Annotated in this window: 25 protein-coding genes, 1 tRNA gene and 1 rRNA gene; 16 read left to right on the top strand and 11 right to left on the bottom strand. The window is 52.0% G+C overall.

The window, feature by feature from the left end; all coding sequences use genetic code 11:
- Positions 1–65: 65 nt before the first annotated feature.
- The gene (locus N512_RS0121680; RefSeq protein ID WP_028781667.1) at positions 66–1,415 is read left to right on the top strand and encodes a dihydroorotase; all 1,350 of its coding nucleotides are present in this window, start codon (positions 66–68) and stop codon (positions 1,413–1,415) included.
- A gap of 196 nt (positions 1,416–1,611) precedes the next feature.
- Here N512_RS0121680 and N512_RS23640 read toward each other — a convergent pair whose 3' ends face one another.
- Positions 1,612–1,854: a hypothetical protein gene (locus N512_RS23640; RefSeq protein ID WP_223828836.1), complete on the bottom strand. Its 243-nt coding sequence runs from the start codon at positions 1,852–1,854 to the stop codon at positions 1,612–1,614.
- 866 nt (positions 1,855–2,720) lie between these two features.
- Between N512_RS23640 and N512_RS0121695 the strand changes: the two genes are divergently transcribed.
- A complete protein-coding gene (locus tag N512_RS0121695) occupies positions 2,721–3,806 on the top strand; it encodes an AI-2E family transporter (RefSeq protein WP_028781669.1) in 1,086 nt (361 codons plus the stop codon).
- A gap of 89 nt (positions 3,807–3,895) precedes the next feature.
- On the opposite strand, the gene N512_RS0121700 is transcribed toward N512_RS0121695, so the two are convergent.
- Complete coding sequence (locus tag N512_RS0121700) at positions 3,896–5,203, bottom strand: amino acid permease (protein WP_025889728.1); 1,308 nt, start codon at positions 5,201–5,203, stop codon at positions 3,896–3,898.
- A 264-nt stretch (positions 5,204–5,467) separates the two neighbouring features.
- Between N512_RS0121700 and N512_RS0121705 the strand changes: the two genes are divergently transcribed.
- The 4 genes from N512_RS0121705 to N512_RS0121720 all read left to right on the top strand — a co-directional run bounded on the left by N512_RS0121705 (position 5,468) and on the right by N512_RS0121720 (position 8,658).
- Complete coding sequence (locus N512_RS0121705; protein WP_028781671.1) at positions 5,468–5,851, top strand: RidA family protein; 384 nt, start codon at positions 5,468–5,470, stop codon at positions 5,849–5,851.
- A 23-nt stretch (positions 5,852–5,874) separates the two neighbouring features.
- Positions 5,875–7,149 carry an L-cysteine desulfidase family protein gene (locus N512_RS0121710; protein WP_028781672.1) on the top strand — a complete coding sequence of 425 codons (1,275 nt, stop codon included), beginning with the start codon at positions 5,875–5,877 and terminating at the stop codon, positions 7,147–7,149.
- Positions 7,150–7,193: 44 nt separating this feature from the next.
- Positions 7,194–7,853, top strand: a complete 660-nt coding sequence (locus tag N512_RS0121715) for a helix-turn-helix transcriptional regulator (RefSeq protein WP_028781673.1) — start codon at positions 7,194–7,196, stop codon at positions 7,851–7,853.
- Between the two features lie 70 nt (positions 7,854–7,923).
- A complete protein-coding gene (locus tag N512_RS0121720) occupies positions 7,924–8,658 on the top strand; it encodes a DUF4336 domain-containing protein (protein WP_028781674.1) in 735 nt (244 codons plus the stop codon).
- A gap of 116 nt (positions 8,659–8,774) precedes the next feature.
- Here the strand turns inward: N512_RS0121720 and N512_RS0121725 are convergent.
- The 3 genes from N512_RS0121725 to N512_RS0121735 all read right to left on the bottom strand — a co-directional run bounded on the left by N512_RS0121725 (position 8,775) and on the right by N512_RS0121735 (position 11,107).
- Positions 8,775–8,851: transfer RNA gene (locus tag N512_RS0121725), tRNA-Pro, on the bottom strand.
- A gap of 158 nt (positions 8,852–9,009) precedes the next feature.
- Positions 9,010–10,791 carry a DUF3413 domain-containing protein gene (locus tag N512_RS0121730; protein ID WP_025889703.1) on the bottom strand — a complete coding sequence of 594 codons (1,782 nt, stop codon included), beginning with the start codon at positions 10,789–10,791 and terminating at the stop codon, positions 9,010–9,012.
- 103 nt (positions 10,792–10,894) lie between these two features.
- Positions 10,895–11,107 (bottom strand): YejL family protein, encoded by a 213-nt coding sequence (locus tag N512_RS0121735; protein ID WP_025011457.1) that lies wholly within the window; start codon positions 11,105–11,107, stop codon positions 10,895–10,897.
- A 79-nt stretch (positions 11,108–11,186) separates the two neighbouring features.
- On the opposite strand from N512_RS0121735, the gene yejK reads away from it, so the two are divergent.
- Together yejK and N512_RS23645 are read left to right on the top strand one after the other, a co-directional pair.
- Positions 11,187–12,215 carry a nucleoid-associated protein YejK gene (gene yejK / locus N512_RS0121740; protein WP_025889702.1) on the top strand — a complete coding sequence of 343 codons (1,029 nt, stop codon included), beginning with the start codon at positions 11,187–11,189 and terminating at the stop codon, positions 12,213–12,215.
- A 284-nt stretch (positions 12,216–12,499) separates the two neighbouring features.
- Positions 12,500–14,668 (top strand): diguanylate cyclase, encoded by a 2,169-nt coding sequence (locus N512_RS23645; protein ID WP_037475918.1) that lies wholly within the window; start codon positions 12,500–12,502, stop codon positions 14,666–14,668.
- Here N512_RS23645 and N512_RS0121750 read toward each other — a convergent pair.
- Complete coding sequence (locus tag N512_RS0121750; protein ID WP_028781675.1) at positions 14,634–16,094, bottom strand: alpha/beta hydrolase; 1,461 nt, start codon at positions 16,092–16,094, stop codon at positions 14,634–14,636. The genes N512_RS23645 and N512_RS0121750 overlap by 35 nt on opposite strands.
- A gap of 90 nt (positions 16,095–16,184) precedes the next feature.
- On the opposite strand from N512_RS0121750, the gene N512_RS0121755 reads away from it, so the two are divergent.
- The gene (locus N512_RS0121755; RefSeq protein WP_051472925.1) at positions 16,185–16,664 is read left to right on the top strand and encodes a DUF6942 family protein; all 480 of its coding nucleotides are present in this window, start codon (positions 16,185–16,187) and stop codon (positions 16,662–16,664) included.
- A gap of 51 nt (positions 16,665–16,715) precedes the next feature.
- On the opposite strand, the gene nadE is transcribed toward N512_RS0121755, so the two are convergent.
- Positions 16,716–17,546 carry an ammonia-dependent NAD(+) synthetase gene (gene nadE, locus N512_RS0121760; protein WP_028781677.1) on the bottom strand — a complete coding sequence of 277 codons (831 nt, stop codon included), beginning with the start codon at positions 17,544–17,546 and terminating at the stop codon, positions 16,716–16,718.
- Between the two features lie 124 nt (positions 17,547–17,670).
- Between nadE and N512_RS0121765 the strand changes: the two genes are divergently transcribed.
- The 5 genes from N512_RS0121765 (at position 17,671) to N512_RS0121785 (ending at position 22,060) form a co-directional block, all read left to right on the top strand.
- Positions 17,671–18,495: an AraC family transcriptional regulator gene (locus N512_RS0121765; RefSeq protein ID WP_028781678.1), complete on the top strand. Its 825-nt coding sequence runs from the start codon at positions 17,671–17,673 to the stop codon at positions 18,493–18,495.
- Positions 18,496–18,592: 97 nt separating this feature from the next.
- Positions 18,593–19,345 (top strand): LysE family translocator, encoded by a 753-nt coding sequence (locus N512_RS0121770; protein WP_037475921.1) that lies wholly within the window; start codon positions 18,593–18,595, stop codon positions 19,343–19,345.
- Positions 19,346–19,488: 143 nt separating this feature from the next.
- A complete protein-coding gene (locus N512_RS0121775; RefSeq protein ID WP_028781680.1) occupies positions 19,489–19,824 on the top strand; it encodes a hypothetical protein in 336 nt (111 codons plus the stop codon).
- Between the two features lie 221 nt (positions 19,825–20,045).
- Positions 20,046–20,720, top strand: a complete 675-nt coding sequence (locus N512_RS0121780) for a response regulator (protein ID WP_025011466.1) — start codon at positions 20,046–20,048, stop codon at positions 20,718–20,720.
- Entirely contained in the window at positions 20,711–22,060 is a 1,350-nt protein-coding gene (locus tag N512_RS0121785) for an ATP-binding protein (RefSeq protein ID WP_025889696.1), read from the top strand. Before N512_RS0121780 ends, N512_RS0121785 begins: the two co-directional genes overlap by 10 nt.
- Before the next feature lie 3 nt (positions 22,061–22,063).
- Here the strand turns inward: N512_RS0121785 and N512_RS0121790 are convergent, their stop codons facing one another.
- Entirely contained in the window at positions 22,064–22,762 is a 699-nt protein-coding gene (locus tag N512_RS0121790; RefSeq protein ID WP_025011467.1) for a 2OG-Fe(II) oxygenase, read from the bottom strand.
- 114 nt (positions 22,763–22,876) lie between these two features.
- Between N512_RS0121790 and N512_RS0121795 the strand changes: the two genes are divergently transcribed.
- Both N512_RS0121795 and N512_RS0121800 read left to right on the top strand, forming a co-directional pair.
- The gene (locus N512_RS0121795; RefSeq protein WP_025011468.1) at positions 22,877–24,136 is read left to right on the top strand and encodes an HD-GYP domain-containing protein; all 1,260 of its coding nucleotides are present in this window, start codon (positions 22,877–22,879) and stop codon (positions 24,134–24,136) included.
- Between the two features lie 124 nt (positions 24,137–24,260).
- The gene (locus N512_RS0121800; RefSeq protein WP_025011469.1) at positions 24,261–24,572 is read left to right on the top strand and encodes a DUF3135 domain-containing protein; all 312 of its coding nucleotides are present in this window, start codon (positions 24,261–24,263) and stop codon (positions 24,570–24,572) included.
- Positions 24,573–24,597: 25 nt separating this feature from the next.
- On the opposite strand, the gene corA is transcribed toward N512_RS0121800, so the two are convergent.
- From corA to rrf, 3 genes are all read right to left on the bottom strand, one after another.
- A complete protein-coding gene (corA, locus tag N512_RS0121805; RefSeq protein WP_025889695.1) occupies positions 24,598–25,545 on the bottom strand; it encodes a magnesium/cobalt transporter CorA in 948 nt (315 codons plus the stop codon).
- A gap of 99 nt (positions 25,546–25,644) precedes the next feature.
- Entirely contained in the window at positions 25,645–26,010 is a 366-nt protein-coding gene (locus tag N512_RS0121810) for a hypothetical protein (protein WP_025889694.1), read from the bottom strand.
- 559 nt (positions 26,011–26,569) lie between these two features.
- A 5S ribosomal RNA gene (rrf, locus tag N512_RS0121820) occupies positions 26,570–26,685 on the bottom strand.
- Between the last annotated feature and the right edge of the window lie 4 nt (positions 26,686–26,689).

Raw genomic sequence — 26,689 nt, forward strand, 5'->3', positions numbered from 1 at the left:
TTGCTTGAGTTTCCGGTATTATACGCAAGTCACTGCCAATATTAATAACGCTAATCAGGTATCCTATGAAAACCCTCATCTGCAACGCCCAATTGGTTAATGAAGGAACAATCCGTACTCAGGATCTGCTGATCGACAACGGCCGCATCAGCCAGATTGCCCCCCAGATCACGGCTCCGGCAGGGGCTCAGGTCATAGATGCTCAGGGTAAACACCTGCTGCCGGGGATGATCGACGATCAGGTGCATTTCCGTGAGCCGGGTTTCCCCAATAAGGGCACCATCGCCAGTGAATCCCGCGCCGCCGTGGCCGGGGGTATCACAAGCTTTATGGAAATGCCCAATGTAAACCCGCAAACCACCAATCTGCAGGCGCTGGAAGACAAGTATACCCGCGCGTCTCAAAGTTCATTGGCCAACTTTGCTTTCTATCTCGGCGCCACCAACGATAACCTGGAAGAGATTAAACGTCTCGATCCCAACCAGGCCTGTGGTGTAAAAATCTTTATGGGCGCCTCTACCGGCAATATGTTGGTGGATAACAGTGCCACTCTTGACGGCATCTTCGCCAACTCTCCTGTGGTCATTGCCACTCACTGTGAAGACAGCCCCACCATAGCCGCCAATGAAGCCGCCATGCGTGAAAAATACGGCGATGCCATACCTATGGAGCTGCACGGCGAAATCCGCTCCCGTGAAGCCTGCCTCAAGTCATCTCAACTGGCGACCGAACTGGCCATCCGTCACAAGGCACGCCTGCATGTACTGCATTTAACCACCGCCGACGAACTCTATCTGTTTGAGCCGGCCAAGCAACTGGCACAACTCAAGGGTGCCAACATTACCGCCGAAGTCTGTGTACACCATCTTTCGTTCAACGACAGTGACTACGCCCGCCTCGGCAGCCAGATAAAGTGTAACCCGGCCATCAAGACCCTTGCCGATCAACAGGCACTGATAGATGCCGTCAATCGCGACATCATTGACATTATCGCCACAGATCACGCGCCGCACACCTGGGAAGAGAAGCAAGCCGACAGCTATTTCAAGGCGCCGTCCGGTTTGCCGCTGGTGCAACATGCACTGCTCGGCCTGCTGGATCTGCATGCCAAGGGGCACTTCAGTTTGGAAAAAATCGTCCAAAAGACCAGCCATGCGGTGGCCGAGCGCTTTGAACTCAAAGACAGGGGCTATCTGCGCGAAGGCTATCTGGCGGATCTGGTACTGGTGGATCTCAACAAGCCTTTCGAGGCCACGCTGGAAAACACCCGCTATCACTGCGGTTGGTCGCCCTTTACCGGCCACAAGTTTGCCGCTTCTATCAGTGGTACCTGGGTCAATGGTAACCAACTGTTTGACGGCAGTCGCTTTATCGACAATACCCTGGGCCAACGCCTCACTTTTAGTCGCACTTAATCGCAGTTAATCGCTAAACCAAGGGCTCCGTTGAAGGAGCCCTTTTTACATAGACACAAGTATGCGTGATGCTGGTCAATATCTTGTTTATTTCAAGTCAATGCATAATGAATTCGGTAAACTGAAGCTATGCCAGTTGCTATCTTTTCCGGAATTTAAGGCCTTAACATAGCAACTTCATGATTTTTATTATTTTCTAAGATAATCGAACATGCTGGGCAACCTTATTTTTAAGTAAGGTCACAAGAGCAGGATCCATCCGCTGGTAATTGTCAGGAATATCCAGACACACAAGCTTCTTGCCTTTCAGAAGCTCCTTAAACTTCTTTGCGACCTTAATCTTGTGAGACTTTTCCATGACAAAGATAAAGTCAGCCCATTGAATAAGATCGCCACTTACTACAGTTTCGGCATTAGGGAAGGTGCGAACAAGTCCCATGCGTGCTCTGCGTCGGCTTACGGGCCTGGATGCAAGGCGTGGTTCGCAGCAAATGGCCCTAGTCCTTTGTAAGAAGCACAACACAGCAGGCAGGTCTGTAAGCCACGCCCTTCGGGGCTTTCACAGCAACCGGCTCTCTGCGTTATCCGACTTCGACAGGCCCCGGCATGCCTTCAGTCAGATGCCTTGAACGCCAATTGCTGTGTAAGCCACTCTCTACAAAAGAGAAGGCCGCGAGGACTTATTCACACCTTCCTTTGTACCGGCTCCAATCGCGTAAATCCCCTCAAATGCCGAGAAAACCTCTTCTCCGGTAGGGCTTCGCAAGCGATTCTCACTGCATACAAAAAGTAGATTCATGGCTAATTTATTTTCTCAGTCTGCATACCAGTTAACAGCGGCTTATGATCTAAACATAGCCTTACATCTGCTCATATCTGCTATAGGTTTATTGCTAACGGGATTAACGCTCGTTTCCTAATTTCAATGAGTTAGCCTATAAAAAACGGTTCTAAAAGTCTATTCCGCCAGTTATGCGGCAATGCAACTAAAAAACCTAAGTTTGACAAGCATTTTTCCCCAGTATCCGCCCCCTAAGGCACCGGCGGCAACGCATAGCACACAAAACCAGCGCCAATCCCCCTTATCAACCAAGCTGTGCTTCTCTTGCCCCGTCGCTCCGTGGTTTAATAACTTCCGCTGTAACCGAGTCTGGGTCGCCCGGACGGGCAGGGGAAGGTACAAGCAAGTCCCGGATATGCTTGGCTTAAAAGCTGGAGTCCTTGGCAACAGACCGATGAGTCTATAAACCATGCCCTTCCCTGCAGATGGCAAATTCAACACACTCTTGATTAAAAGGAATTCCCGTGTCCGTACGTTTTCGGGTTGAACCCCGCCATTGGTTGATCCTCGCCGCGTTGGCCATTGCTGCCTACGCCTGTTATCTATTGGTCGCTCCCTATCTGGGAGCGATACTGCTGGGATTTATCGTCTCCTTGCTGTTTTTGCCTGTGCACAAGCGCATAGAAGCGAAACTCCCCAAACATCCCAACCTGAGTGCATTGCTTTCCTGCATCTTGCTGACGGTGATCATCTTGATCCCCTTGCTGTTCATGCTGATTTCCGTGATTGAACAGGGCGTCAGCTCCGCCACCCATGCCTATCAATGGCTGACCCATGGTGGTGCCAAGGAGCTGTTGGAACATCCTTGGGTACAGTCGGCACTGGCGCTGGCCAATAAATGGCTGCCGTTTGACAGCATAGAGCCGCAGGAGATATTGCAAAAAGCCACCGCAGCGCTTACGGAGCTCAGCACCCGTCTGGTTGGCTTGAGCACGGCATTGCTCGGCAATATCACAGGTTTCTTTGTCAATTTCTCCCTGATGTTGTTCGTACTGTTTTTCTTCCTCAGGGACAACGAACAGATTATTGCCAGTCTCAGACACGTAATCCCCCTGTCCCGCAGTCAGGAAGACAAAATTCTCGATGAGGTGGAAAAAGTCGCCAAGTCGGCGGTACTCGGCTCATTCCTGACGGCCTTGGCACAGGGTTTTGCCGGTGGTATTGCCATGGCCATAGTCGGCCTGCCGGGATTGTTCCTCGGCTCCATGATGGCATTCGCTTCTTTTATTCCTGTGGTGGGTACCGCACTTATCTGGGTGCCGGCGGCGCTCTATCTGGCATTGACCGGAGACTGGGGCTGGGGGCTGTTCCTTTGCGCCTGGGGCATATTGGTGGTTGGCTCCATTGACAACTTCCTGAGGCCGATTCTGATGCAGGGATCTGCCGGAATGAGCACCCTGTTAATTTTCTTCTCTTTGCTGGGTGGCTTGCAGCTATTTGGTCTAATCGGTCTGATTTACGGCCCGATCATCTTTGCCGTTACCTTGGTGCTGTTCCGTCTCTATGAAGAGGAATTTCATGAGTTTTTGCAGCAGCAGGACCAAGCCTGAGTCTGCCGCCTGAAGCTTAAAGAGCCCCACATCTGCGGGGCTCTTTGGCACTGATTTTAAGACTGCGTTCTTAAAGCCAATTGCATCTATCAACTGAACGCCAGGAAGGGCGAGATACACAGCAAGATACCAGTGGCGATAATCACATACAGGCCAACGCCCTTGTATTTGTGCAGCGAAGGTACCCGGTAAACCAAATAGGCAGGGATCAGACAGCCCACCAAACCAAATACCGGGCTGCAGATGGAGGTGAAACTCAGCACAGGGGCATTCAGCACAATCGCACCCCAGGACAGCAGTATGGTGAATACCATGATGCCATACCCCACCAGCTTGGCGTTGATCTTCTCCTTGGGCATAACCCGCTGCAGTAGGTTCATGGTGATCCCCTGGCACGCCTCCCGAAAACCCAGATACACCCCGAAGTAAGCCGTCATCACGGCAAAGATGTTCAGCGTCAGGCTCAGGAGTTTCAGCGTCTGGCCAGGCATACCTTGAGCCACCATGGCCAAGGCAGAGATATTTTCCTGCTCGGCCCTCACAGCTTGCTCATGGCCCATCGCCAGAGTGAAAGAAACGGCGTAGAAGAACACGGTAACAAACAGCACACCAAAGGCAATATTCATGGCTCGCATCGCCTTGAAGCGCGCCACTTCAATCGACTTCTCCCGCGAACGATAAGAGATCACCATGGGGCTTAGACTCTGGATAAACAGAATGGAAGTCAAGGTAAAGGGCAACATCACCACGGCATCACGGATCCAATGAGTCGTAGTGGGCACTGCACCGACATTATTGATATCCCACTTGTCGACCATCATTAAGCCGAGCAGCGCCACCACACCCAACTTGGTGAGCACCATAAGGGTAGAAATCTTGAACAACAGGTTTTCGCCGCGGGAGGCCAATGCGACCAGAAGACAAATAAGCCCCAGACCATAAAAGGGGTTTTCAGACAGCAGGCTCTTGGTGGCTCCAAAACTCTGCAGGAAAGAGGCACTGTCATTGGTGATCGCCGTCGAGTAGACAAACACCCAGATGACCAACATGACAAAGTAGAGTGCGCCGAGAAATATGCCCCAGTTTTTCCCCAGATAGCCACTGATCACACTGGGATAATCCTGACATTCGCGGGACTCGGCCAGAGTATTGATAAACAGCTTCTGAAACATGTACATGGCCGGATAACCCACCACGGCAGACAAAAGAAACACCCATAATCCCATTAACCCCACCTGCACAGGCAAAAATACTATGCCCGCGCCTATAGCCATGCCGATGGACATGATGATCCAGCCCCAGTCAGTACTGTCGAATCGGGTCGCTTCCTTCCAGGCCTGCGTGTCTTCCCGAGTAATTGTTGCGCCCCACTCTGATGTCAAAGTGTCAGTTTTCATATAACAACCTTAGTTATTGTTGGATACCCAACATGTTATTTTTTGCAAATATATTTGAACCAACTGACAGCAGCAACCAGATTTTTGCAACTTTTGCTGATGCCGAGAATTTAACCACAAAACCGCCAACTTATAAGATCACCGTCACACTAAAAGCAATTACAGCCCACCTTTTTATAAAATAAATTTGCAAGAAGAAGCCTATTTGCAAATAATTGTGCAGACAAAATCGCTTGTTACTCAAATATATTTGCAAGGAATATCATGAAAAAGACTATCAATGCAGACAAAGCCCCCGCAGCCATAGGCCCCTATTCTCATGCAGCCGCTTATGGTGAGCTGCTTTTCACCTCAGGCCAGCTGCCAGTCTGCCGTGAACAAGGTGCTTTGGTCGAAGGTGGGATCAGTGAACAGTCCCGCCAATCGCTTTTGAATCTGCAATATGTGCTTGAAGCCGCCAACAGTGGCCTGCAAAACGTGCTCAAAACCACCTGTTATCTATCCGACATCAATGACTTTGCCGCCTTCAACGAAGTCTACAAGACCTTCTTCAAGCAAGACTGCCCTGCCCGCAGCTGTTTTGCGGTGAAAGATCTGCCCATGGGCGCCTTGGTGGAAGTCGAAGCCATTGCCCATATCAATCCTTAAACCAGACTCGGTGGAACCTAGTGATGAAACCACAGTGGCAACAATATATAGATATCCTTAATCAAGTTGTGCGTCCCGCGCTGGGCTGCACCGAGCCTATCGCGGCGGCTTATGCCGCGGCCGTTGCAGCCGAAACCTTGGGCGCCAAGCCTTTGAGCCTGGAAGTTCAGGTTTCGGACAACCTCTACAAAAACTCCATGGGAGTATTTGTTCCCGGCACAGGCAAGATAGGCCTGGCCATTGCCGCAGCTGCAGGAGCCCTTGGGGGCAATGCCAATGCCGGCCTTGAAGTGCTGGCGAATATCAACCCGGCACAAGTGGCCAAGGCCCAGGCGCTTATTGACGCAGGTAAGGTCAAGGTATGCCGCATTCAGGCCGACGAGTTTATTTACTGCGCTGTGACAGCTGCCAACGACAAGCACCAGGCCAAAATCGTTATCAGTGGCAGCCATACCCGAATTGCCGAGAAATGGCTCGACGGCCAACTATTGTATCGGGCAGAAGCCTCTGCCAAGGGCAGTACCGCTTCGGTATGCGACGGGGTCGATATCAGCATCGCCTCAATATATGAGTTTGCCACCGGGATAGATGTTAACCGGATCAGATTTATTCTGGCGGCATCGGATCTGAATTCCCGTTTGTCCGACGAAGGCATGAATTCGGCCTATGGCCTGGAGGTGGGCAGAACGCTGAAGAAAAACATAGATACCGGCTTGCTGAGTGATGACCTGCTCAACTCCATAGTCATGTATACGGCCGCGGCTTCTGATGCCCGCATGGGTGGCGCCACCCTGCCGGCCATGAGCAATTTTGGCAGTGGCAACCAGGGGATAGCCGCCACCGTGCCTGTGGTTGTAACGGCCAAGAAGTTCAACTGCAGTGAAGAGCAGCTGGCCCGGGCACTCATCATGAGCCACTTGGGCGCGATTTATATCAAGTCCCACTATCCGCCACTGTCAGCCTTTTGCGGCAATACAGTAACCAGTGCCGCCGCTGCCATGGCCATGGTTTATCTCGCCGGAGGCAGTTTTGAGCAAGGTTGCTACGCCATTCAGAACGTTATCAGTGACAGTGCCGGCATGGTTTGTGACGGCGCCAAAGCCTCCTGCGCCATGAAGGTCAGTACCTCATCAAGCACAGCAGTCAGGGCGTTTTTGATGGCGCTTAACCAGCATGCCGTATCGACTCAGGGCATAGTCGCCGCCGATGTCGAACAAACAATCAAGAATCTGGGACAGATGATCTGTGATGGAATGGTGTCGACCGACAGTACCATTATCAGTATTATGTCTGCCTAATCTCCGACGCCCGGCAATTGCCGGGCCATCGCAAGAGGATAGCTGTGAAACTTCATAAGTTGACCCCCAAAGATATGGACATACTCAACGCCATGGGAAATGTGGTCGATGGTATAGCCACCATGTATGGGCAACACACAGAAGTGGTTTTGCACAGTCTGGACCGAGACCACCCTTCAATCATCAAAATAGCCAATGGCCATGTCACCGGCCGCAGTGTCGGCGCTCCAATTACCAATCTGGCATTGGAAAAGCTCAAGAGCGGCCACGATATTTCCGAGGCCTATCTCAGCCAGAGCAGCAACGGCAAGACCTTGAAATCCATCACCACGGTTATTCGCAACGAAAAGCAGATGGCCATAGGCCTTTTGTGTATCAATACGGATATGGATGCGCCCTTGATGTCTGTACTGCGCTCCATGCTGCCGCAGCAATGTCCGCTCACAGAGAGCAGTGGCACATCGGAAGTCTTTGCCCGTAATATCGAAGAGGCGCTGCACAGCACCATAGACAAGGTCAACCAGGAAGTACGCCACAGTGAACTGATCCCGCCATCGAAAAAGAGCCGTGAAATAGTGACTCGCCTCTTCGATGCCGGTATTTTTGAGCTCAAGGACAGTGCCCAAGTGGCCGCCAAGCGCCTGGATATTTCTGTGCACACCATTTACCGCTACCTGAGGGAATTAAAAAACCCACAGGAGTAACATTGACAATGGGCGGGATCATCGGCGTTAGATGACAATGCCATGGAAGAAGTGAGACCAAGGAGCCGGAATGCCAAATCACAGACTCATACCCTTCGGTGATAACATCTGGATAGTTGCAGGCAAGACAGTGCCTTTCTTTGGCCTGCCTTACAGTACCCGGATGACAGTGGTCAGGCTTGATGATGGCACGCTTTGGCTCCACTCCCCCATTGAACTCAGCCGCGAACTGCTCGAGGAGGTCAAGGCCCTCGGTGAAGTCGGCTATCTGCTGGCGCCCAACTCATTGCACCATCTGTTTGTCAAAGACTGGCAGCAAGCCTTTCCCAACGCTCTAAGCTACGCGACCGAAGAACTGGCAAAAAAACGCAGCGATCTGCATTTCGACCAACTGCTGCTCAGCGAATTGGCAGACTCGCAACACAATGCCAAAGCCCCTTGGCTTGACGAGCTGGACTTCTGCCTGTTTCAGGGCAGCCCTGTGATGCAGGAGGCTGTATTCTTTCATCGCCACAGCCGCACACTGATCCTGACAGATTTGATTGAGAACTTTCAGCCCGAGTGCTTCAAAGCCTGGCAAAGACCGCTGGCACGCATCAGCGGCATACTGGCCCCTAACGGCAAGACACCGCTGGATTGGCGCCTGAGCTTCAGCTTTGGCAAGCCTCAGGCCCGAAAGGCCCTGGCGACTATACTTGGCTGGCGAGCGGAGAAACTCATCATAGCCCACGGCGAATGTCAGTCCCGGGATGCCGACCGCTTTATCCGCCGTTCATTCTCCTGGCTTGGGAACCTTGACCATTAACAGGCACAGCAGCATAAACCAGCAAGACTGCTGACTTCGCTGTTTACCCAAAGACAGATACAAAAAACAGCCACAAAAAAGCCCAATCATAAGATTGGGCTTTTTTGTTTTGAATGTGGTCGGTATGAGAGGATTCGAACCTCCGACCCCTGACACCCCATGACAGTGCGCTACCAGGCTGCGCTACATACCGATATTTGTCTTGAGCGGCTGGCGCAGTGTGCCGTCTCAACGAGGCAGAACTTTATCAACAGTCGCGAGGCTGTGCAAGCTCCATCTGAGGATTTTTAGTTTAACTGCCTAGTTTGTGGTCTGTTTTTTCTCTATCGTACAGTCTTTAATCCACAGCGCTTAATGGTTGTACAAACGCCGCCCTTCACGCATCACTTCGATAAGTTCCGGGGCACTCATCTTCTTGTCCAGGCGGTTCTGATAAGCCTTGTCATAGATACGATATTGACCGTGACGGTCAATCACAGTGATCTCCGACTGCTGATAGATGGCAAAAATTCTGGCATCACCGACATAGACCCAAGTGAGACTGTCCGGTTGCAGCAAATGACGACCGGCACTGTAATCTGTGGCCGGATTGCTGCACCCCAGCACCTGGCTCATCAAGGTTGGCACCAAACCATAGTGGCTGGTGCGGTATTTAGCCTGGGCGTGGCCGCCGACGGGCCAATGGATCACCAGAGGCACATTGACATTGGCCGGTGACAGGTCGCGCCTGGCTTCATCGGCATTACTGGTGAACACCTTGCCATTGACACCTGTGATAATCACCAGGGTATTTTCCGGCATAGCAGACAAGAGTTGCTCCAGCTGTTTGTCGATAAAGTTCAGCGATTGCCGATATTGATTGAACAACACCTTCTGCGCCGGCTTGAGGGCACTGTCGGGTTTTACCGTCTGCACGCCGAGGAAACCTACCGGGGTATCATAGTCTTCCGGTGATTTGAGGTTCAGCAGTGCAAACCAAGGAGCTTGTTGCTGGGCCCGCCACTGCTTGAAACTGTCGATATTTTGAATATCGGCCATGGCACTGCCACCCTCATCTTCGGCAATATGAGCGTCGAAGTCGCGGAAAATTGCCTGGGGCCGCGCCTCTGCATAATTGCTTCTGCTGGTAAACAGCCCCAGATTATAACCCTGCTGCTTGAGGCTCTGCCCCAGCAAGGGGCTGGTGTAATTGAGTTCCACCGCGTCCATATAACTGCCCTGCAGCCCATAAAGCAGGGAAAACATGCCGCTGCGGTAGGTATTGCCACCGCTGAGGTGATTCATAAACTCATGGTTTTGTTTGCTGTAGCGGCTGAAAAACGGCATGGTCTGCTCGTCGGCCATATCGGCCCTGAGGCTGTCGATGGCAATAAGCAGCACATTGGGATGTTCTTCGGCGCTGCAGGTCAGCGGCGCTCTTGGGTATTTAAAGCTGGTTTCGGTATCCACCTTCAAGCTGCTGGAGCCATCGATACCGTGATTTTCCATGAAGGTGCGCGCCGTTGCCGGATAGGATAACGGGTAGGCATCATCGAAACGGGTAATTTCAGTGACATCGGCGGCATCGGCCCAGATATGAATAAGATGGCTACTGACAAAGCAAACCCCGATAAAGGCCACCACCTTGTTGCCATAATTGCGCTTTTGAATTTTCTCAATCCGCTTCCAGATAAAGTTGGCGGCGGTCAACTCCAGAGCGAGGATCCCAAGGGGGGTGACGATATAGGAAGTGCCATGCAGCAGACTGTTGAGGTCAGCCCAGGCCAAATCGACTGCGAAGGGACTCAAATGCATACCATAGTCGTCATAGACTATGGTGTCATAAAGCATGATACACAGGCCAAGGGTGGCCACCACTGCCGCGTATCCCCGAAGGATACGCGAGTAAGGCAACAACAGAGTAACGGGAAACAGCAACACCAGATAGACAATAAACGCCAGGAAGCTGAAATGGCCTATGGTACTGACGCCAAGGTAACCCCAACCAATCCAGGTTTCCGGGTAGCCGACACTTTCCAGATATCGACTGCCGACTATCATGGCCAAAAAGCCATTGAAGAAGGCAAACCAGTGCCCCCAATTGATTAGGCGTGAAACCCTATCCTTGCCCAACTGCTTTGTTCGCTCGACCATATGGATCCGCTTTTTGTAAGTTGCCTGTGTATCTTACATTGATTGCTATTATGTGCTTTTTGACTTACAACGCCACTATTTAGCGCATTTCAGTTGTTACAAGTCAACGCAGGGATTGTGTCAATGCCTTGGCAAATTGTTCCGCCACCTGCTGACGGGCTTCCTTGGGCACCTTGGTCGATAACAGATGCGAAGCCGCATTCCCCAGCGCCATCAGGCCAAGATCGGTCGGAGCCTGGTGTTTTTCCAGCACAGCCAGCAATTCGGCGATCAGGGATTCAACTTGAGCATTGGTATATTTTGATTGGATAGCCATAAATAAAAAATGATTCACTCAGATTAGGATTAGCGGCATATAATAGCGGATTTACAACAGAGTATCACTATCGGGGCTTATGAGTATTCACGTCGAACAAGCGATTATTCACGCAATCACCCAAAACGGCGAAGGCCAGCTCAGCTGCCGTCTGCGCCCTCAACCACTGCTGAACAGCCAGGCCGTTGAGACCATGCTTGATGAGCTGCACCAAAGCTATTCCAGCAAAGCGGGAAAAGGCTTTGGTTATTTTGGCGTCCCTGGTGATGATGGCGAAGCCAACCCCGCCTTCAAGGAAGCACTCAAGTCTTATCGCGATGGGCAGCAAGGCTTTGTAGAATTCTCAGCCACTGCCGGCAAACTGCTGCAGGAAGAACTCTCCAAGTATGACTTCAGCCAGGGCGGATTTTTGCTGCTGGCCTGCTATACCTTTATGGCCAGCGACTACCTGTTTGTGGCACTGCTGAATGCCAAGTCGTCAATGACAGTGCTGGATGATATGGAGCTGTCGCAAAACGACCATCTGGATCTGAATAATATCCAGTTGGCGGCCCGAATCGATCTCACCGAGTGGCAAGCCGACAGTGAGTCACGCAAATATATCTCCTTTATCCGCGGCAGAGCCGGTCGCAAGGTGGCCGACTTCTTCCTCGACTTTATGGGCTGCGTCGAAGGGGTTAACCCCAAGCAGCAGAGCAAGACCCTGATGCAGGCGGTGGAAGACTTTGTCGGTGGCGGTGAACTGACCAAAGAAGAGCGTCAAACCTGCCGCGACCGGGTGTTTGAATACTGCACCTCCCAGGTCGACAGCGGCAGTGAAGTCATGCTCAAGGATCTGGCCGATGAACTGGCAGAATCCGGCATGGATTCCTTCTATGACTTTGCCGTTGGCGGTGATTACGGTTTGGAAGAGGAGTTTCCGGCCGATAAATCCACCCTGAGGCAGTTGAAGAAATTCTCCGGCACCGGCGGCGGCCTGACCCTGAGCTTTGACAGCTCACATCTGGGCGAACGGGTCATCTACGACCCTATCTCGGATACCATTTTGATCAAAGGCGTGCCCGCCAACTTAAAAGATCAACTGGACCGGCGCCTCAAGGGCGAATAAGGCTGTCAAACACATCAAGGCGCTTTCATTGTTCAAGGGCGCCTTGATGCTTTTTCCGGCCGCTATCTTCAGCTATTCATCTTTATTGGCTTGCCCTGTTTGACCACCCAACCATCCCTTTTTATGCAAAACCGCCACCACAGCTAACCTTGGCGAGTACCGATTCGAAACAGGTATTGGATAGCGCTCAAGACAAATATTCAAAAATTATTGTTAAATAAACCATTTAGCTCTAGCATTTGTCATTAACTATTCGTTAACTCCAGACGGGAGTTGAAACTGACTTGACCCACTTGCCCTGGTATCGACAGCCACTGTTGCTGAGTCTGATGGCCGGCCTGATAGGCTTTGCCTGTAATAGCTTCCCTATTCCCTTGTTTGCCAATGTGCAGCTGGTGTTGGGTAATACCCTCTATGTGATTGTCGCCATCTTACTTGGGCCTTGGTATGCCCTGCTCGCCGCCAGCATCAGCGTCACCTCGCTGATGCTGCAATGGGACAGCCCGCACGTTTATCTGCTTTTCTGCCTTGAGGCCCTGGCACTGGGGTTTGCCAGGCTCAGGCGCTGGCCGGTATTTTACGCGGGTGTCGGCTTCTGGTTGTTGCTGGGCATGCCACTTATTTATGGTTATCTCCACTATTTCAGCGACTTACCTTCTGAATACATTCCATTTGTGGTGATCAAGCAATCGGTCAATGCCATGGTCTATATCACCCTGGCCTGCTTGATTGTATTGTTAATCCCTGCATTGACACGCCTGATTGCTCGTCAGCTACCCGCCAAGCGCAGTGGCTTTGGCAACCAACTCTTTTACAGCTTTTTACTGCTGCTTAACCTGAGCCTGATGATCTCTACCCTGGTATTCAATTATTACTGGGTCAATAAACAGCAACAGATCCTGGGTAAACACTTACATGAAACCGCCAAAAATATCGGCCTGGCGATAGAGCATTATCTCGAGCGGCATAAGTCGGTTATAGCCACCGCCGCCGAGCTTATCAAACACAGTTCACCCGCTCCCGATGAATTGCAGCGGATGCTGTCGCGGCTGCACAAACTCAATCCGGGATTTTTAACCATGCTGATTGCCGATCCCGAAGGCAGCATAGTGCAGGCAAGCCCTGTCAGCAGGCTTCAGGGCCTTGAAGGAAATCATGTTCGTATAGATGACAGGGATTATTTCCAGCAGGCGTTTTTCAACGAGCGCCTCTATGTCTCACCGGTATTTCTCGGCCGGGGCTTCGGCTCAGATGCCATAGTCGCCATCAGCAGCCCGCTGTATCTCGCCACAGGCCCACAAGTTATCGGCATATTGGAAGGCTCACTCAACCTCAATCGTTTCAGTGAACTGGATAATGACTTTCTGGAACAAACCAACCGGTTGATGTTTATTGTCGATGAGAACATGCGCCTTATCTATGCCTCCAGGGCGTTGGCCTTGCCAAAACTCGAGCGGCTCAACTATCGCCAAAGTGGCACGCACTACAGCTCTTTATTGCCCATGCTCAATCTAAAAGCACTGGATAATGACAGCCCGGAATATGTTTACAGCCACTATCGCCTGCCAAACAACTGGCAAATTTTTGTGCTCGACCCTTACGCCCCATTGCTGCACGAAGTAGAGCGCCAGTTTATGTTCACTTTTGCTCTACTGTTGCTGTTTTTACTCTTGTCGCTGCTGGTCGCCAGGGTGGTGGGGCAACGCCTGACCATGCCGCTGGAGTTAATTTCCGAGCAGCTCAACAAGGGTAAACGCCTTACCGAGGATAAGTTACTCGATGGCCACAATGTGCCCGTGGAAGTAAGCCATCTCTACAGTGAGCTCAAGGAAAGCCAACGCCAACTGATGGCGCATCAGTTGGATCTGGAAGAGAAAGTCATCATACGAACTCTGGAGCTTGAGCAGGCCAACCGTAAACTCAAACAGTTGGCCCAGACAGATCCACTCACAGGACTTGCCAACAGGCGCCATGCCGAAGCGAGTTTCGCCACTTTGCAGGGTCTGTGTCAGCGCAATCACGAAGCCATAGCCGTGGTGCTGATGGATCTGGACTTTTTCAAGCGGGTCAATGATGAATATGGTCATCTGGGCGGCGATGAGACCTTGAAACGGGTTGCCGATTTACTTAAGACAAAATTCAAGCGCGACTCGGATCTTATCAGCCGTTATGGCGGTGAAGAGTTATTGTTGCTGCTGCCCATGTGCAACCCACTCAAGATAGAGCAGTTTCTGAATGAAATTCGTCAGGCCATTGCCGAGCTTGAGATCATCAACCCCGAAGATCAACGCCTAATAAGTGTCACTGTCAGTATCGGCGCCCTGATTGCCAACGCCTCCTACAGCTCATCTCTCGAGGTGTGGCTGAAAGAAGCCGATGCCAACCTGTATCTGGCCAAGAGCGAGGGGCGCAACCGGGTCATCTGTACTCTGTCGGCTCAGGATTTTGACTGAAAAAGGCTTCAATCCGCTGCATCTGATAATCGAAGAAAGGGTTCCAACGTTGGCGCAGCATATCCGCAGCCGGAATGCTGATAACACCGCGCTCCCCTCGGGACGCTGCGGCGCCAATTTGAATGCGCTCCATGCTGTTCGGCATCTGATTGCCATACAGGCTGTCGTTGGCTGAAAACGGCAAGGCCACATGAGACAGGGAATAGACAGACACGGGCCATTTGAAGTCAAGTTTTTCCACTCCGGTATGAGTACCAAACTCTCTGGCCTGCACCAGATGGCTAAAGCCCACCTGGTTCTCAATCAAAGTTCCCCGGAAAGTCAGGTTGGTTCGCGCCAGTATGCCGCTGATTTCCGCCAGCGGATCCACAGGTGTCATGCTGAGGTTCACTTGACTGCGGTTCATATCATAGATCACCAGTTCATTGGCTCCCTTGGGCAGTTGCAGAAACAGGTTCTCCAGCACAGCTCTCGTCGATACCGAATCATCCACCAACGACTGAAACGCCAAAATCGGCGGCAACTGGCGTTTTTTATCCTCAGGCAAAGCCAACAAACGCTGACTGTTGTGCTGCGCCAGGCGATAAACCACATCACCGGCATTAACGGCAAAAGAGCTGTATTTAAAGGGGTCATACTCGGGTGAGATAGTATTCCAGCTGAGTTTCTCCAGCCCCAGAATATAGCCCAGCTGCGACTGCCACTGCGCCCCCACGGCCATGGGGGCCAAACCTATGGCCGGTGACAGCATTACCACCTTTTCATAGTCCGCTGGCCGGCCGCTGTGAAGGTTTTCCAACTCATGGTTGAGTGCCAAACTGGCCCCGGTGGAATAACCTATCACGTAGAGAGGTTTGCCGTTGAGCACCTGGCTCATATGGCGACTGGCCAGCCTGACGGCAGCGGCGAGATCCTGCCATTCCAGGCGCACCAGTCCTGATGGCAGAGTGCCATGTCCCGGTAGCCTCAGCGCCAACACATGAGCGCGCCCCTTGAACTGCTCGGCAAACTGATGCATGGCGTAGGGTGAATCTGACATACCATGAAGCAGCAAGAGCCCGAACTGCGCGTCCGTATTGGCCCACTCAAAGCTTTGATTCCAGGGCAAAGCCCAGCGCTTGGGATCCGCTATACTGCCACTGTGATAACGATTGATGGGGGAACTGATGCCACCGGAAAGCTTACCAAGTTCCTGATCGAGCTCGGCAAACAGCTGCTGCTCCAACTTGAGATAATCGCCGAAGTCCTCGACTCCCTTGTGGCGATCAAACTCATGGCTCAGAAAATGGGTATGCCAAGGACTCAAATCGGCGCGGCCATTGAGCAGCCAGATCCCGGTCACAGTCAGCGCCAGCCCTATACCGAAGCAAGCATAAAAAAGCGCGATAGAGAGCTGTTTCCCCGAACTGATAAGCAGAGTTTTCATTGACCTTTACCTTGAACTGCCCCAAAGTGAATGCGCTGGAATGGCATTACACTGAGATTCATTGGCATAAAAGTCTAACAGAGAGCAACCGTGCACGCACACTCAACGCCTTCATTTCCTTCGCGTATTGGTAACGACCGGGCCAAAACGCGAGTTTATCTGCCCAACTCGCCAACACTGCCGCTTGACTGGCATTGGCAGCAGAGCGATGCCGCCGCGGCCTTGATAGCCGCCAACTCCAACCACTGGCGCAAAATCCTGGTGATCTGCGCCAAGATATTTGCCCCGGATGACGACTGGCGTAGCTTTCTGCAGCAGCGGCTCTTTTCCCAGGTTGCACTGGAGATAGGTGCGACCGAGCTAGTAACTGATAGCGGCATAGCTCTTATTTCCGGCAATGAAGCCGCTGGCAAACTCAATATCGCCGGCGATGCCGGACAGAAGCTCACCGGTGCCCCCGGGATACAGCGGCTGGATCAGTGGCGCTGGAAAGTCCCCTACCTGGATTACCGCCAGTTTCCCAACGCCAGTATTTTGCTGCTGCGCCAAGCGCTGCACTGCAACCCATAAAGAAAACGCCGCGATTAACGCGGCGTTTTATGATTCATGTATGAGCAAAAGTTAGTCGTAAATGGTCGGGATAGGCTTGCGCTTATGCTGTGTCGCCTTATAGATACCTATTATCCTGCTTTCCACCTCGGCGGAAACCGGCTTGCCCTCAAGGAAGTCGTCTATCTGATCGTAACTCAGCCCAAGGGCTACTTCATCCTCAAGCCCCGGGTTGTCACACTCAAGATCCGCCGTTGGCGCCTTGCGTACCAAGGTTTCCGAGGCGCCGAGGAAGGCGGCCAACTGCCGCACCTGACGCTTATTCAGGCCAAAAAGCGGCGCCAAGTCGCAAGCACCATCGCCCCACTTGGTATAGAAACCTGTGACATTTTCGGCACTGTGATCTGTGCCAACCACCAGGCCCCCCAGCAGGCCCGCCACTTCGTATTGGGCCGCCATCCGCATTCTGGCCTTGACATTACCCTTCACAAAATCAACCTTGTTGGCATCCGGTAGCGCCAGCTCTGCGCGGTCAAAGCCACTGAGTACATGCTGATGAATGCCGCTAACCCCGTCATGAATATTCACTGTCACCAGTTTGCTGGGACGGATAAATGCCAGCGCCTGCTGCGCCTCATGTTCATCGCGCTGCTCAAGATAAGGTAAACGCATGGCCACAAAAAGGTACTCGGCTTCAGCCTTGCCTTGATTGAGCGAATCTACCGCCAACTGACATAAGCGCCCAGCCAGGGAAGAATCGACCCCACCACTGATCCCCAGAACCAGAGTCTTGCAGTGAGCCTCCTGCAGTTTGGCCTTGAGAAATGCTACCCGCCTTTCCACCTCATATTCAGGTTCAATAGCACTCAGTACTTTCATTTCTCTTAAGATCTGTCCTTTCACAGTGGGCTCCAATCTGTTATCGGTGTTTATAGGTCTGACTTTGATACCGGCCGTGCAATAATTTACTAGGCGGCCTGGATCACCGACCGCTAAGATAACATAAATTCTTACCCAGGATAGCAAGATGCACGAGGAGAAAATCCACTACTGGCGCGCCCCATCCCATCCCGAACTGGAGATCAGTCGGGCCAGTTTTCAACATTTTCACTTCGAGCCCCATGTTCATCTGGACTTTCATATCGGCGTGGTCAGTCACGGCGGCCAGGACTTTCATTACCGTGGCCAAACCTGGCACCTGAGACCCAATTGGCTATCGACCCTGGATCCCGACAGCAGCCATGATGGCCAGAGCAGCGAACAACAGGGCTATTGTGCCCTGGTAATGTCCCTGCCCCATGACTGGCTGCAACAACTGGCGCGGGATCTCGGCCTGGGATATTTCAGTTTTGCCGCGCCTATGTTGCACCATCCGGCGCTGTATCGGGAATTTTGCCAGCTGCACCATTTGCTGACCCAACCCATAGCAGCCAATGATCTCCTGGTTCCCGAAGCAGCGGTTATCGCCTTTTTGGAAAAGCTGATGCGCCTGCATGGCCGCCAGCTCAATACAGAGATACTGTCCCACGCCTTGAGTCAGAGTCAGCTCGATAGGTTAAGAGAAGCCTTTCATGCCGATCCCGGTGCGCCATTTAGGTTGCCGCAGCTTGCCAAGGAGCTGGATCTCAGCCAATACCAACTGCTTAGGCAGTTTCGCCAGAGAACCGGCATGACGCCACATGCCTATTTAAAGCGGATCCGCCTGGAATATGCCAAGAAAGCCCTGCTCAGGGGAGACAGTGTGATTTCGGTGGCGCAGCAAGTCGGCTTCTTCGATCAGAGCCATCTGAACAAGGCCTTCAAGCGTGCCTTCCTGCTTTCTCCGCAGGCGTTTCAGCGGCGCATGCTGTGAACGCCACATGCCCCCTCTGGCGGCTGAGCATTTTTTACCCCTATACCCAAACACTTTCAGCCTCGGCTTAATGAGGCACTACAGGATAGAGTTGACTATGACAGATCTGCATCTTTTGCTGACCTTGGGCACCATTCACCTGCTGGCATTGGCGAGCCCGGGGCCGGATTTTGCATTGATCCTGAAAATTGCCAGCCGAGAGCAGCGCAGCACCGCACTGGCGGCCGCCGTGGGTATCTCTCTGGCGATATTGGTGCACACTGTCCTGAGCCTCACAGGTGTCAGCCTTGCCATTCAAAGCTCGCATACCTTGTTTGTGCTGGTGCAGCTCTTTGGCGCCCTTTATCTGGGCTGGATGGGACTGGGGGCTTTTGGTGTTCAGGTCTGGCTTAAACGCGCCTTGGCGGCAAGGCCACTCCCTGAAGCTCAAACCAATGAATTGCCAACCAGCCGGGCAGCAATCAATGATACACAAGTCATGCAGTCCGAGGAGTTAAACAACAGGGTAGACAATGAGCCAGGTAAAAGTGCGAGCGATAACACCATGTCTGCCGCCGCCGGGTTGCTGCTTGGGTTATCGACCAACCTGTTCAACCCCAAGGCGTTGGTGTTCTTTTTAACGCTGTTTTCTACCCTTATCACCCCGGAGGTCAACAGCCAGACCAAGCTATTGGCCGCCATATTACTGCCGCAGCTCTCGGTTATCTGGTTTGCCATGCTGGCCATGCTGCTGTCTCACGCCCGGGTGCAGCAACGCCTGCTGCGCTTTGGCCATTACATAGATTACCTTTGCGGCGCTATCTTCCTGGCCGTCTCGGTCGCCATACTGCTGAGGTTGCTGACGGCTTGACGCAGAACAATTGAGCCACAAACTTGGTATAAAGCCTGAAGGACTTAACCCTTGGAGCTCCGGGGGTAAACTGTGAAGCAGCAAATAGAATGCATTTTAAATCCAGACTAGAATAGCCCCAACTCAATCGATTCGAGGTTTCTATGTGGTGGCGTGTTGTTTTACTCTGTCTTGCTTATTGGCTGCTGGGTGCCCATTTTCTCAGATACTCACACACAATCGCCGCCGCTATCTGCCTGTTGGCGCCGGCCGTGCTGTTTGTGAAAAGCGCCGTTGTCGTTCGCATCCTGCAAGTCGGCCTATTGGCCGGCGCCTTGCTGGTATGGGCCAAGAGTGGCTTTGAATATGTTGCCATGCGCCAGGCCATGGATGCCCCCTGGCTCAGGCTGGCATTCATTATGGGCGGGGTTACCCTGTTTACTCTGCTGTGCGCCTGGAGTGGTAATGGGCTGGCGAGAAACCGAAGTCGCCTGTCATAACACCAACTCACCACAACCTTTCCAATTCTTAGACCAATTACTCAACAATCCGCATCAGAGGTCAGCACAGGTTAAGTAAAAGGGCTATACACTCGAGCCAGTGTATAGCCCTGTTTAAGCCAGCCGGGTCTTTGGCCTAAGCCCTTGATTTAGCCCCTCGGCTTGAGCTGTTCCAGGGAACTGCGTACACTGTTTGGATTTCAGTTAAAGGCGTAAAGAATATGAGAATTTTGGTTGTTGAAGACGATCCCTTGCTCTCCCATCACCTCAAGGTACAACTGGGAGAATTGGGAAATCAGGTCCAGGTGGCGGGAACAGCCAAAGAGGGATTTTTTCAGGCGACCAACTACCCCATTGATGTCGCCATTGTGGATTTGGGATTGCCGGATCAGGACGGCATTGCGCTTATCCAACGCCTGCGGGATGAAGATGTCAAAGCCCCTATCCTAATCCTTACTGCCCGGGTCAACTGGCAAGACAAAGTTGAGGGACTCAACGCCGGCGCCGATGACTACCTGGTCAAACCTTTTCAAAAAGAGGAACTGGTGGCCCGTCTCGATGCCTTGGTCCGCCGCAGTGCCGGTTTCGTCAAGCCGGTGATCAACAGCGGCGACCTGTCGTTGGATCTCGCCGCCAAGCAAGTCACCATGAACGGTGAGCCGATGGAAATTACCGCCTTCGAATATCAAATTCTTGAGTACCTGATGCGTCACAACCATGAAGTGGTCGCAAAACAGCGCCTGCTGGACGTTATTTACGGCGACAAGGAAGGCGATCCCAACACTATTGAGGTGATGGTGAGCCGACTGCGCAAGAAGTTGACCCGTGACGGTATCGAAAATCCAATAGTGACCATCAGAGGCCAGGGGTACAAATTCAACCTGCCATGCAATTGAGAATAAAACCCAAGAAACGCCTGCTGACGCGGATGTTTCTCACTTCGCTGTCGATCATTGCCGTGGTCGGTTTTGGCTTGGCCTGGATGGTCAACATATTGCATGCGCAAAACAGCTATAACGAAGAGACCGCGCAGCTGATAGCCGAAATCCCTCAGGTGGCTGCCGAGCTCAGGGAGCACGACCTGATACCGGACACCAGCTCCTGGCTTGAGGAGAACAACAAACAGGAGCGCTATGTCATCGCCTCCTGTGATGAGAAGTTCAAGCAGGTATGGACCTCGTCGCTGGCGGTGGACAGAGGCCTGTTCGATACCTGTGAACGTTTCAATGAAATCCGCAACGAAGCGCCCCCCTACTACCTCAACATGGCCGATAATCGCGCCTATTTTGCCTATCTGCTGTCGGTCGATATCGCCGGTATTCACTACAACCTGTTGGTGCTCAAGGATGCGGCCAAACTGGAGCAGGAATACAGCCAATTTGCCAAACGCACCTATATTCGCCTGGCGCTGGTGTTGGCACTGGCACTGGTACTGCTTATCAGCGCCGCTTACTGGGGCATGCGGCCACTGGTACAGATGCGAAATGAGTTGAGATCCATCATCAACGGTAAGTCCAAGTCACTCTCGGGCGGTTATCCGGTGGAGCTTGAAGGCGTTACCCAAGCGCTCAACCAACTGCTGCAGCAATCCAGCGCCCAACAACAGCGCTATCAAAATGCCATGAATGATCTGGCCCACAGCCTCAAGACCCGTCTCGCCGCCGTGCATGCCATCACAGATGATGCCAGCCTGGACAAACAGGCCAGCAGCGAAAAAATCATGGAACAGGTGAGCCAGATGGATCAGCTGGTGAAATATCAGCTCAAGCGCGCCATGCTGGGACGCAAAGGCCTCAAGCAGGAACAGACTCCGATTGCCCCTCTGGTGGAGCAACTGGCACAGATGCTGTTTAAGGTATACCGTGACAAACAGGTGAAGTTCAGCGCAGAAATAGAGGAAGAGCTGCAGTTTCCCGGCAATCAGGGCGACTTGATGGAGCTGTTCGGCAACCTGATGGAAAATGCGTTCCGCCTGTGTATCTCAACCGTTCGCGTCAGTGCCGGTTATCAAGGCAACATACTGCAGATACTGGTAGAAGATGACGGCCCAGGTGTTGATGAGAGCCTTAAACAGAAGATCATCCAGCGCGGCGTGCGCGCCGATACCCAGTCACCGGGACAGGGAATTGGTCTGGCGGTATGTAACGAAATCGTCAGCAGTTACGGCGGCACCCTCAGCATTGAGGATTCAGATCTGGAAGGTGCCCGCTTCCGCATTCAAATTCCCATGCAGTGAGTCTCAGCGCCGGGTTGGCCCATAAAGTTGCTCGGCGCGGTTAAACATGATCCAGGAGGTGGCAATATACTTGTCATCACTCTTGGGACGATTCCCCCTATGACTATGGGTAAATCCCGCCGGGGCTATCACCATGGTGCCCTTCTTTGGCGCAATTTTGCGCTGCTGATAAAAGAATTCAGTCTCCCCGCCTTCGGCCACATCATTGAGATAGAACATGTAGAGCACCACTCTGTGAAGGGCGTCGTTGTGACCGGCCTGGGGAAACTGCTCAGAATGCCAATGAGGATAACCACCGACATCGCGCTGATATCTTTGCAGATTGATGGTACCACTACGATAAAGGTATTGTACCAGCGCCTCGGCTCGGGGGGCTCCCAGACGAGCATAGTTATCCGGTGTCAGGGTTACTGCATTGCCGGACTCATCAGCCACCTGCACGGCAACGGCTCCCATCAGCGCCATGGCATACTTATCAAAGTATCGCCCGGCATGCTTTAGTGTGTGGCCCAGCAGCTCATTGCGCAGAGGCTGCAACTCGGGATACTGATCCAATGTCAGATCGCGGCTGATTTTCTTTTCCTTGTCGACACCATGGCCTGTGCGGCCCTCAGTAACACCCGGATGAGCATCAAAGGCGGCAATAAGACGATCGCATAACTCATCAGGAATGGCATTGGGATATACTTCGATAAAGTCCATAAAAATCTCAATTTGATTAATTTTTTATCCAAACATGCTTACATGTGAGCTAACTAATTGTAAAGCGTACTCTTTGCGCTAAAATGATTCGATTGCTTAAAAAAGATGATTTGAATGAACAAGAGCTGTAGAGTCAGTGTCCAACAACTGCAGGTAGGCAACTTCGTCCGCCTTCCACTGGCGTGGAAAGATCACCCTTTTCTTTTCAGTAGCTTCCGTATCAAACAGCAGGCTCAAATCGAGCTTATCCGCAAGCTGGGCATAGACAGTGTATTCGTGGTGCCGGATCGCAGTGATACCCCGCCGCTACCGGCCGATCAGCAGCCTGCCCCGGTGGAAAATCCACAGGAAGTCGACTCTCTGCAACAACAGATGGAAAGCGACAAGCAAAGGCGAATCGAGATCCTCAAGAAAATGCGCCGTGAGCTGCATAAGACAGAGGAACATTTTGACCGTTCACTGGCAAGAATGCGCAATCTGGTCAACAAACTACGCAGCCGGCCTCTGAATGCTGTTACCGAAGCCCAGGACTTGGTGCGTGACATAGCCGAGCAACTGTTATCCTCCGACAACCTTATCCTCCATTTGATGGCCGATTCGGATAAAGACGAAGGCATCTATTTTCACTCTCTCAACGTAGCCATTCTCGCCATGTTGGTAGCCAAAGAGTTGCAATGGCCCAGAGAAGATATCGAGGCCGTGGGCCTGGGTTCACTGTTCCATGACGTAGGCAAGCTCAAACTGCCAAGCCAGATACTGCGTAAGCAGGAGCCACTGAACAAACCCGAACAAAACCTGCTGAATCAGCACCCTTTGATGGGCGCAGAGTTCATCAAGCTGGCAGCCGATTTTCCGGAAAATGCCAGGGACGTTATCACCAATCACCATGAGCTGCTCGATGGCAGCGGTTTCCCAAGAGGCCTGAAAGCCGATGAACTGAGCCAGACCGCCCAGTTGGTGGCCGTGGTGAACCAATATGACTCTCTTTGTCACCCTGGAGTGCAATCCAAGGCTAAGACGCCTTATGCTGCTCTGGGCTATCTGTATAAATACTCCAAGGGAAAGCTGAATCAGGAATATGTCGGCAAGATGATCAAGATGCTCGGGGTCTATCCTCCCGGCAGCGTGGTCGAACTCTCTTCCGGTCAATATGGGCTGGTAATGTCGGTCAACCTGGATAAGCTGCTGCTGCCACGAATTCTGGTATATGACGCTCTGGTGCCCAAAGATCAGGCACCGATTATCGACTTGGAAGCCGAAGGCCTTTCTATTGTGCGCTGCCTGCCACCGGCGGCCCTGCCGGAGAAAATCTTCAAGTATCTCAATCCCAGAGAACGGGTCAGCTATTACTTCGGCAGCGAAAGCAAAGGCTGAGCCCTTTGGCCTATATAACCAAAGTCATTATCGCCATCATAGTTAGACTGAACTAATCTTGTTGTTGCAACCTGGATTTGGGTAGCCTGAAACCAGGCTCACCCCTCACAGGCGGAGGCCGGCAATGACAGAACTACCGGATTTTGACACCTTGATGTGGCTGGCTCAAAACCAGCCGGAAGAATTGGACAAGCTACAGGAGCGTTTGAGTGATGAGTTGATCAATGGTTCCGACTCCAACCAGGACCAGCTCAGAACCATTAAACACCACCTGCAGCAGAGTCTGGCACGCTGCAATAACCCTTATCACAGATGCCTGGTCAGCATCCGTATTATGCGCCACAAGTTCGCCGCGTTGGCGAGCGTGTTGGAAGCCCCGGACCAGTACAGAGATCACAAGGCTCAGGTGATACCACTAAGGCGCAAGCCCCTGTAACCAAGGTGCTAAAGCCCTTACAACGTTACAGCCAGCCTTTGCGGCGGAAGAACAGGTAAGTGCCTGCCGCACTGGCCAACATCATCACCAGCGCCATAGGGTAACCGAAGTACCACTCAAGCTCAGGCATCTCTCTGAAGTTCATCCCGTAGCTACTGGCAATCAGGGTTGGCGGCAGAAAGACCACGGCCGCAACCGAGAAGATTTTAATGATCTTGTTTTGCTGCAAGCCACTGAAACCCATGGCAGCATCCAACAAGAAGTTGAGTTTGTCGAAGATAAACTGACTGTGAGGCATAAGAGATTCGATGTCCGACAACATCTCGCGAATTTCCTTGAGCTCATCTTCGGCCAATTCTTTACGGTAATACTTCTGTATGTAACGCAGAGACCTTTGGGTATCGAGTAGACTCAAACGTATCTTGCCGTTGGAGTCTTCCTGCAAGGTGATCAGCTTAAACACATCATCGAGTTCATTACTCTCAAACACCTGCTCACCAACGTTTTCCAGCACAGTGTAAACATCTTCAATCAAGTCAGAGAGGTACTCTACCTTAAGATTAAAGAGCTCGATAAACAGCGCCTGAGGCGTGGCCACCATGATGCGTCCGAGGCGCAAATAGTTACGCAGCAAACGAATAAGACCGACATCCTCTTCACGTATGGTGACCAAAAACCGGCTACGCAGGTTGAATGAGACGTTGACACCACGAACATCCTGGCCAACCCGCTGCGGAAACAGAGAGTTGATATGCAAGCCGTCTTTGTTTTGATAGAAACGTGCCGAGGCCTCAATCTCATTGATATCTTCCTCGTCGGGTACCTCTTCCACCGAGTAACGACTCAACCAATCCCGTTCATCGTCATCCGGCTTGTAGAGATCCAACCACAGAGTTTGCTCCGGAAGACCGTCTTCTATTGTCAGCTCAATAATTTTAAGCTGCTGATCCTGATAGGTGTATGCAGTAATCATGGGTCCTCCTGAAGATAGCCGTGCCATAGAAAGAAATGCCCGGCAAAAAAATGTGCCTAGTTTACCTGATAAGCCATTAATGGAAAGTGCTCAATGGCGTCAGGGAACACTTTTCTCGGCTATCATCAAACGCTCCTCACTGGAAAGGCGGATCCTAAGTCCATCCACGGTAACCAATTCATTAGTTGAGATATCTTTCTTGCGCACCTGATAGACTTCCCGCCGCTCCTCCTTGGGTGAAACCAAGGTCACGGAAACCACCTGATAACCATCAAACCACTGCCAGGCAAAAAAGCCGCAGGCCAGTATCAAGGTAACGCCCACGGCTCCAGGGACCAGAAAGCGTTTGAACAGGGGCAAAGGCTCGGCAATCTCCTTCTGCCTCACTTCAGGGCTTGCCCTTCGCTTGAGCATGGTCCACGCCAGTACCAATACCAAGGCCGTCAGCAGAATTTTGGTCAGCAAGCTCGACTCCTCATTCTTAACCAAGAATATATGAAAGCATCAAATTGTTAATTATAAAGGAAAAGCCTGTCCATGACAGTTAGCTGTATCATAAAGCCACCAGTAACATCTTAAAGCCTTTGGATTGATAGCATATGACAACAGGTTTTGATGAATGCTTGTGACATGAAACTGCACCACGGCGAGCTGAAGTATATGACCGCCATGAAAGTCATGCTCGCTGGAAGCGAGATAAACCCTTCGCTACTTAAGCCTCGAGTACCTTTATTGATGATACCGGTCGGGTTAATCTCTGTGCTCCAGAGACTGGATAAATCTGCCCAGACAAGCGGGTCGAGCTACTCTCAATATCTCCACAGCACCATCTCACATGGGGGCGAAAGACATCTGCTCATCAAGCACAGCTTGATAGATGGCTGTAGCGCGAAGCAGCTTGGCTGCGAGCTGAGGGACACACACTGCGCCAGCAGCTTTGGGCTGCATGTTAAGTCGTGCTCGCTGGAAGCGAGACAAAGAAAAAAGCCCTAGCTGAATGCTAGGGCTTTTTTCTTTGTTAGGCATCTGGCGATGACCTACTCTCACATGGGGAGACCCCACACTACCATCGGCGCGATTGCGTTTCACTTCTGAGTTCGGGATGGGATCAGGTGGGACCACAATGCTATTGTCACCAGACATA

Origin of the sequence: Shewanella sp. 38A_GOM-205m, from assembly GCF_000518445.1 — a bacterium.
Classification (GTDB): Bacteria; Pseudomonadota; Gammaproteobacteria; order Enterobacterales; family Shewanellaceae; genus Shewanella; species Shewanella algae.